Source organism: Sphingobium psychrophilum, from assembly GCF_012927105.1.
Classification (GTDB): domain Bacteria; phylum Pseudomonadota; class Alphaproteobacteria; order Sphingomonadales; family Sphingomonadaceae; genus Sphingobium; species Sphingobium psychrophilum.
This window is the reverse complement of record NZ_JABBFV010000035.1, coordinates 22,189-29,493: the sequence shown is the minus strand read 5'-3', so window position 1 is coordinate 29,493 and position 7,305 is coordinate 22,189. Positions and strand designations below refer to the sequence as shown.

Genomic DNA, 7,305 nt, shown 5'->3' with positions numbered 1-7,305 from the left:
TGCGCAGTTGGCCCGCGAGGTCGAGTTCTCGATTCCCAGAGAGATGAACCAGAGCCAAGGCGTTCAGCTCGCGCGCGATTTCGTCGAAAAGCAGTTCGTGGAACGCGGCATGGTCGCGGACCTCAATGTGCATTGGGACATCGGCAAGGACGGCAGTCCCAAGCCCCATGCCCATGTCATGCTGTCGATGCGCGAGGTCGGCCCTGATGGCTTCGGGCAGAAGGTGCGCGAGTGGAACAGCAATGCGCTGCTGAAGGAATGGCGCGAGGCATGGGCCGATCATGTGAACGAGCGGCTCGCGTCGCTCGATATTGACGCGCGGATCGACCATCGCAGTCTGGAGGCGCAGGGCATCGAACTTGAGCCGCAGCACAAGATCGGGCCGGCGGCGTCGCGTATGCCCGAACAGGGGCTTGAGGCCGAGCGGGTCGAGGACCATGCCCGGATCGCGCGGGAGAATGGCGACAAGATCATCGCCAGGCCGGAAATCGCGCTCGACGCGATCACGCGCCAGCAGGCCACATTCACGCGGCGCGACCTGGCGCAGTTCGCGTTCCGGCATAGCGATGGCAAGGACCAGTTCGACCAAGTGATAAGTGCGGTGCGCAGCGCCCCCGAACTGGTGGCGCTGGGCAGGGACGGGCGCGGGGAAGACCGCTTTACCTCACGCGACATGATCGACACCGAGCAGCGGTTGGAGCGCGCCGCCGATCGGCTTGCCGACAGGTCGGGGCATGGTCTCCCGGCGATGGAGCAGTCCTTACGGTCCACCGCCGGGAGTGAGGGTCTTGTGCTGGGGAGCCAGCAGCAAGCCGCGCTGGCGCATATAACGGGCGACAAGGATATTGCCATCGTCGTCGGTTACGCCGGCACCGGCAAATCGGCCATGTTGGGCGTAGCCCGCGACGATTGGGAGCGTGCCGGCTATCAGGTGCGCGGCGCGGCGCTGTCGGGGATCGCGGCCGAGGGGCTTGAGGGCGGATCGGGTATCGCCTCGCGCACCATCGCCAGTATGGAATATCAGTGGGACCAGGGCCGCGAGCTGCTGGGGCCGCGCGACGTGCTGGTGATCGACGAGGCCGGCATGATCGGCACGCGCCAGATGGAGCGGGTGTTGGGCGCGGCCGAACGCGCCGGGGCCAAGGTGGTGCTGGTCGGCGACGCCGAGCAGTTGCAGGCGATCGAGGCCGGCGCCGCGTTCCGTGCTCTTGCCGAGCGGCATGGTGCGGCCGAGATCAGCGAGGTTCGCCGGCAGCATGAGGACTGGCAGAAGGACGCTACGCGGGCGCTGGCGACAGGCAGGACCGGAGAGGCGGTCCACGCCTATGCGCAGCATGGCATGGTGCAAGCGGCCGACACGCGCGAGGGCGCGCGGGCCGAACTGGTGAACACATGGGACGCGCAGCGCAGCGCCGATCCGGACAAGACCCGGATCATCCTCACCCATACCAATGCGGAGGTCCGCGATCTGAACCTGGCCGCACGCGAGCGCTTACGCGACGCCGGCGAGCTGGGCGAGGACGTGCGTGTATCGGCAGAGCGCGGCGCGCGCGAGTTCGCCAGCGGCGACCGCATCATGTTCCTGAAAAACGAGCGCGAGCTTGGCGTGAAGAACGGTTCGCTGGGGAAGGTCGAGCGGGTCAGTCCCGACCATATGGCCGTGAGGCTCGACGATGGCAGACAGGTGGCGTTCGACCTCAAGGATTATGCCCATGTCGATCATGGCTATGCCGCCACCATCCATAAATCGCAGGGTGTGACGGTCGATCGGGCGCATGTGCTGGCGACGCCGGGAATGGACCGCCATTCGGCCTATGTGGCGCTGTCGCGGCACCGCGAGGGCGTGCAGCTCCATTATGGCCGTGATGACTTCGCCGACCAGCGCCAGCTCACCCGCACGCTGGGGCGCGAGCGGGCGAAGGATATGGCGTCGGATTATTCCCGCGATCCGACGCAGGACGTTCGTGCTTTTGCGGACCGGCGCGGATTGTCGGCGGAAACGGCGTTCCCGAAAGACCGGGGGCGGACCGATGAAGTCGGTGCGGAGATCTCGTCCGCAGGGCGAGGATCTCCGGCAGCGCCGGAGCGGGCAACCGCGGCCGAGCCAGCATCGCGGCGGGGTATGTTCGACGGGTTCAAGCCGCGGTCGATCGAGCGCACGGGTGCGACCGATCAGGGCAAGCCTGCGCCGAAGCGCGGCATGTTCGATGGGTTGAAGCTATCGGCGGGACGCACCCCCTCGCTGGCGATGCCTGCCCCGGCACGCGCCGATCGCGGCGGGGACCGCGATTACACCCGCGCCGTCGAGCGGGCGTCGCGTTCGGCCGAGGCGGTGTTGCAGGCGCGCGCATCGGGCGGCCCAGTGCTGGAGCACCAGAAGGTTGCTCTTGAGCGCGCGACCCTGGCGCTCGATCAGATCAGGCCGGGAGCCTCGCGCGACCTGTCGTCGGCGATGCAGCGCGATCCCGCCTTGCTGCGCGAGGCGGCGGCAGGGCGCAGCGGCCCGATGATCGAGGCGATGGCGCAGGAAGCGCGTGTGCGCACCGATCCGCATCTGCGCGCCGATCGCTTCGTGGAGCGTTGGCAGGGCCTCAGCGCGCAGCGCGACCAGCATTATCGCGCCGGTGACATGGCGGGCCGCGAGAAGGCAGGCCAGGCGATGGCGGGCATGGCGAAGAGCCTGGAGCGCGACCCGCAAGTGGAATCGATCCTGCGCGGGCGCACTCGCGAGCTGGGGCTTGAGACGGACAGGAACCAGCGGCTCGACATGAGTCGCGACCTTGGTCGTGAACTGGCGCGGGATTTGGAGATCGGCCGCGATCGTGGGCTGAGCCGTTGATGCTTTTGCGGATAAGCGCCTATCCTGCTAAGATGCTATCTCTAATCAGCAGGAGTCGATTTTCATGACGGATACCACACGCTGGACCGTTTCCGTGTCCCGAAACACCGACATCGCGGTGCGCAGCTATCTCGCGCAGCGCGGCATGAAGAAGGGCGACCTGTCTCGTTTCATCGAAGAAGCGGTCAAATGGCGCGTGCTTGACCAGACCGTCGCGGAGGCGCGCAGCAAGTTCGAGGACATGGACCCCGCCGAGCTGGACGCGCTGATCGGCGAAGCGGCGGCGGCGGCGCGTCAGCCCGTCGCGTGACGCCATGCGCGTTATCGTCGATACCAATATCCTCGTCAGTGCGCTCCTGTCCGGCACATCGCTGCCGGCGGAGCTGATCCAGCTTTGGCGCGAAGGCCGGTTCGACCTGCTGACTTCGGCCGAGCAGCTCGACGAATTGATGCGGGTGACGCGCTATCCCAAAATCCGCGAGCGGCTGTCGCCGGCGCTGGCGGGCCGCCTCATCAACGAACTGCGCGATGTCGCTGTGTTGGTGTCCGACCTGCCGGAAGTCACAGCCTGCGCCGATCCTTATGACAATTACCTGCTGGCGATGATCGTGGCGGGCCATGCCGATTGTCTGGTGACAGGCGACAAGCGCGATTTGCTGGGGATGGTCCGCTACGAGGGCGGGCGGATCGTCACCGTACGCACTTTCCTCACAGCCTACGGCCGCTTGCCCAGGGATGAGCGCTCATGACGAACGACGGTTATCGCGAAACATCTGGCCCCGGCGATGATCCCGCCGAAGCGTTCGAGCGGCTGCGCGGTGAGGTGTCGCTACTCCGTCATGCGATCGGTGCGCTGACGACCGCGCGCGAGAACGTCGAGATTCCCGATTATGAGCCGACGCTGGCGCGCACTGAAAAGGTGATGGCCACGCTCGTGCAGCAGGTCGAGGGTATGCGTAAAAGTCCGGCCTTCACACTGACCCCGGAGCAGATGTCGAGGGAAATCGTGTCATCCGCCCTTCATGCCCGCCGTGAGGATCAGCGGCTGATTACCGAAGCCCGCGCTGGTCTGGACCAGGCGTTGCGCGACATCGGCAATCGGGTCGCATCGGCGCGGCGTGGCGACGAGCAAAACCGCTGGTTGCTGTGGGCCGGACTTGGCGGCCTGGTGCTGGGGCTGTTGCTTTATGCGCTGATGGCGGGGCCGATCGCGCGCCTCGCGCCGGCGAGCTGGCTATGGCCCGAGCGCATGGCGGCCCGCATTGTCGCCGAGCCGACGCCTTGGGATGCGGGCACCTATCTGATGCAGCGTGCGTCACAGCCAAGCTGGGAGGCGATCGTCGCGGCGGCCAATCTGGCGAAGGACAATCGCGAAGCGATCGAGCGGTGCCGCGAGCAAGCGGCGAAGGGCAAGAAGGCCGTGCGATGCACGATAGAGGTGAAGCCGGGAGAATAAGATGAGCAAGGTCGCTGCATCGGAGCGCGATTATTTCATGCAATCGGATCGTCTCGGCTTTGGGGTGTGGGGAAACGATGACGACGCGGGTGCTATCGCGATCTGGGGCGATGCGGAGGTAACAAGGCTGACCGGGGGGCCTTTCACGTCGCAACAGGTCAGGGAACGACTTGTCGCCGAGATTGTAAACCAGCGGCGATACGGGATTCAATATTGGCCGATCTTTCGGCTTGGAACGGACGATCTTGTCGGGTGCTGCGGTCTCCGGCCTCGGGATATGGCGTCCAATACGTTCGAGCTTGGATTTCAGTTGTGCCGGAAGGCATGGGGGCAAGGCTATGCCGTCGAGGCCGCCAAGGCCGTCATTGCATGGGCCACCTTGAAGGGCATCGCGGCGCTGATCGCCGGCCATCACCCGGAAAACCATGCTTCTGGCCACGCATTGCGGAGTCTGGGTTTCTGCTACACGCATAATGAGCTGTATGCCCCTACAGGACAGATGGAGCCTTGCTATCGGTTGGAGATAGCGGTCGATCGGGCCGGTGAATCAATCTCGCATCACTGATTCAGATAAGTCGTCGGACTTTGAGACGTTGATTTTGTAGGCTTTGCGCCATGAAGGGCGCAATTCTTCCCGATCCGATCGAACTGGTGGCGTTTGACCCGGCGCGCAATATTCGACGGCGCTACAGCATCAGCGCGAGCCTCGATCTGTTCGGCATGATCGTCGTCGAAACCCGCTGGGGGCGGATCGGCGCGCGCGGCCAGGCGCAGCGCCACGCCTTCGCCGATCATGCGGCGGCCCAACGCCATATCGCCGCCACTCTGCGTCGGCGCGGGACCGCCGAGACGCGGATCGGGGTGCCCTATCAGGCTATAGCAGTTGCCAGCGGCCCTATTCCCGCGAGCCAATGCCCCATAATCATCCCATTGCCGCCACGATTTTAGGCGAGGCAGTTATGCATGACGATCATCAGGAAAGCCGAGTTTCCCGCTGACGGCCCAGCGGTACTAAGTATCTGGCGGGAGTTCATAGCCAACTCTCCGGTCAATCTCGATTATCAGAATAATGACGCCGAGTTTGCGAACTTTGCCGATAAGTATGCCGCGCCTAAGGGATGCGTCCTACTTGCGGATCAGTCTGGTGAAATCGAGGGCTGCATCGCAATGCGCCAAGTCACCGCTGATATATGCGAAATGAAAAGATTGTACGTTCGTCCTTCTGCACGCGGCAGTCATCTGGGCCGCGCGCTGGTGGAACGACTGATCGCGGAGGCTCGTCATGCTGGCTACCGCGAAATGCGCCTCGATGTGCAGGCCAAGTTCGTCGCCGCGCGCAAGCTATATGCAGATTTCGGCTTCGTTCCGGCCGAGCCGATATCCTTTAACCCGGTTCCCGGTGCGTCCTTTCTGGGACTGCACCTCTGATACGTTGGCAGCAGCCTTTCCCGTTTTTCGTTCGTTTACGGGAACACAGCGCTAGCTTGATCGAGCGCTCCACCGCTAGAACCAAGGGGTCAATGGGCATTGGCGCGGAAACTGAGAGGGCCGGATGGAAACGGCGCTCAGGCTTTACCGAACCGGACTAACGGTGCGTAAATTCCAAGCAAATATGAGGCGATTACAAACCATGTCGCGGGTTGCCAAACAAACGAAGCTTGTATCCATATTGCCATAATAATGCACGGCGACGTCCATGCCGTATGAATTTCCTCCATGCCCCCAGCTTTGCTGTTCGGAGTTGATAACAAATCCCATGCCATACCAGGTGGTGGCACCGGTGGTCGTGGCAAGTTTGAACATGGTGGGAGACAGCAGTTTGCCGTCCTTCATGGCACCGAGAAAGCGTAGCATGTCGTTGGCCGTGGAAACGCCGCCTCCTGCGGACGCACCCCGCCAGGGCAGGACATCCATGTTGGCGACCAGCTTCGGCTCAGCCCCGTAAAAATGCGTGTAACCGACTGCTACCCCTTGCAGGTGGTCATGGTCAGGAAAGCCGCTGTTCCTCATGCCGGCGGGCTTGAACACATGCTCGGCGATATAGTCGTAATAGCTCCCGCCGGTCACTCTCTCGATGATCGCGCCGAGCAGGATGAAGCCGTAATTGGAATAGTCGGCTTTACTGCCGGGCGGGAAGTCGGGGCCTCGGTTCCCATTCAACCGCACGATATCGTCGATAGTCCGGGTCCGCGCCCGATTGGCACCATCGTCGCGCCCGAGAATACCGATGTCACCTGTGCCGCCTCGATGGGTGAGAAGCTGGCGGACCGTAACCTTGGCCATGTCCCTGTTGGGATAGTCGGCCAGATATCGCCCCACCGGCGCATCGAGATCGATCTTACCGGAATCCACTAATTGCAAGGTGGCGACGGCCGTGAACATCTTGCCAGCAGACGCTAAGAACATAGGGGTATCGAGCGTCATTGGCGTTTGCTTGGTCGGGTCGGCGAACCCCCAATTCCGGGCGAGGATTCTATTACCGTGTCGCGCGATGATGATCGACCCGGCGAAGTCGTTTCGGGTCGCCAACCTATCCGCGATCGCGGCCGTCGCCTTGATTGAGCCGTCCCCCGGAAGTGGCAAGGGGCTGAAGTCTAAGGACTTCAGCTTGACCCCATCTGCTGCGAGTTCGAGTTTCGCACGCTGCAAACCGGGTAGGCAGCGCTGACGCAACAGCGCAGTCATGGTTGTAGCGGAGCGTGCCTCGATCCGCTCAAGGTCGAAACCGCAAGTGTCCTGCGCGTTTTCCAGCGCAAACATCGGATTATCATCGCCGAGGTACTTACCGTAAAAGGCTTTGAGGGTCGCCGGATCGCCCGAGTTGAATGCGGTCAGCCATTCTTCGAAAATGCGTCTGACAGGATCGCTCTGCTGGGCTGCCTGTCGTTCGACAGGTGATTGAGCTGTAGCCACGTTACCGAGCAGGCCAAGCGATAGCGCCAAACTCAGTGTAGACCTCAACAGCATCATTTTTTCCAATCCATTTTATGACGACAAAAAGACATTATTC

General features: G+C 63.0%; 8 protein-coding genes. 7 read left to right on the top strand and 1 reads right to left on the bottom strand.

All coding sequences use genetic code 11. From position 1 onward, the window contains the following. The 7 genes from traA to HHL08_RS23765 all read left to right on the top strand — a co-directional run. Window positions 1–2,839: Ti-type conjugative transfer relaxase TraA (traA, locus tag HHL08_RS23795; RefSeq protein ID WP_169575397.1), on the top strand; the 2,839-nt coding region annotated here is incomplete at its 5' end. A 64-nt stretch (window positions 2,840–2,903) separates the two neighbouring features. After that, complete coding sequence (locus HHL08_RS23790) at window positions 2,904–3,149, top strand: ribbon-helix-helix domain-containing protein (RefSeq protein WP_169575396.1); 246 nt, start codon at window positions 2,904–2,906, stop codon at window positions 3,147–3,149. Between the two features lie 4 nt (window positions 3,150–3,153). Next, window positions 3,154–3,588, top strand: a complete 435-nt coding sequence (locus HHL08_RS23785; protein ID WP_169575395.1) for a putative toxin-antitoxin system toxin component, PIN family — start codon at window positions 3,154–3,156, stop codon at window positions 3,586–3,588. Next, window positions 3,585–4,295, top strand: a complete 711-nt coding sequence (locus HHL08_RS23780; protein WP_169575394.1) for a DUF6118 family protein — start codon at window positions 3,585–3,587, stop codon at window positions 4,293–4,295. The genes HHL08_RS23785 and HHL08_RS23780 overlap by 4 nt, the downstream gene beginning before the upstream one ends. Before the next feature lies 1 nt (window position 4,296). Beyond that, the gene (locus HHL08_RS23775) at window positions 4,297–4,860 is read left to right on the top strand and encodes a GNAT family N-acetyltransferase (RefSeq protein WP_169575393.1); all 564 of its coding nucleotides are present in this window, start codon (window positions 4,297–4,299) and stop codon (window positions 4,858–4,860) included. 50 nt (window positions 4,861–4,910) lie between these two features. Further along, the gene (locus tag HHL08_RS23770) at window positions 4,911–5,243 is read left to right on the top strand and encodes a WGR domain-containing protein (protein WP_169575392.1); all 333 of its coding nucleotides are present in this window, start codon (window positions 4,911–4,913) and stop codon (window positions 5,241–5,243) included. Between the two features lie 15 nt (window positions 5,244–5,258). Beyond that, window positions 5,259–5,723: a GNAT family N-acetyltransferase gene (locus tag HHL08_RS23765; protein ID WP_107126472.1), complete on the top strand. Its 465-nt coding sequence runs from the start codon at window positions 5,259–5,261 to the stop codon at window positions 5,721–5,723. 144 nt (window positions 5,724–5,867) lie between these two features. Here HHL08_RS23765 and HHL08_RS23760 read toward each other — a convergent pair whose 3' ends face one another. Further along, window positions 5,868–7,265: a serine hydrolase domain-containing protein gene (locus HHL08_RS23760; RefSeq protein ID WP_169575391.1), complete on the bottom strand. Its 1,398-nt coding sequence runs from the start codon at window positions 7,263–7,265 to the stop codon at window positions 5,868–5,870. Window positions 7,266–7,305: the final 40 nt, after the last annotated feature.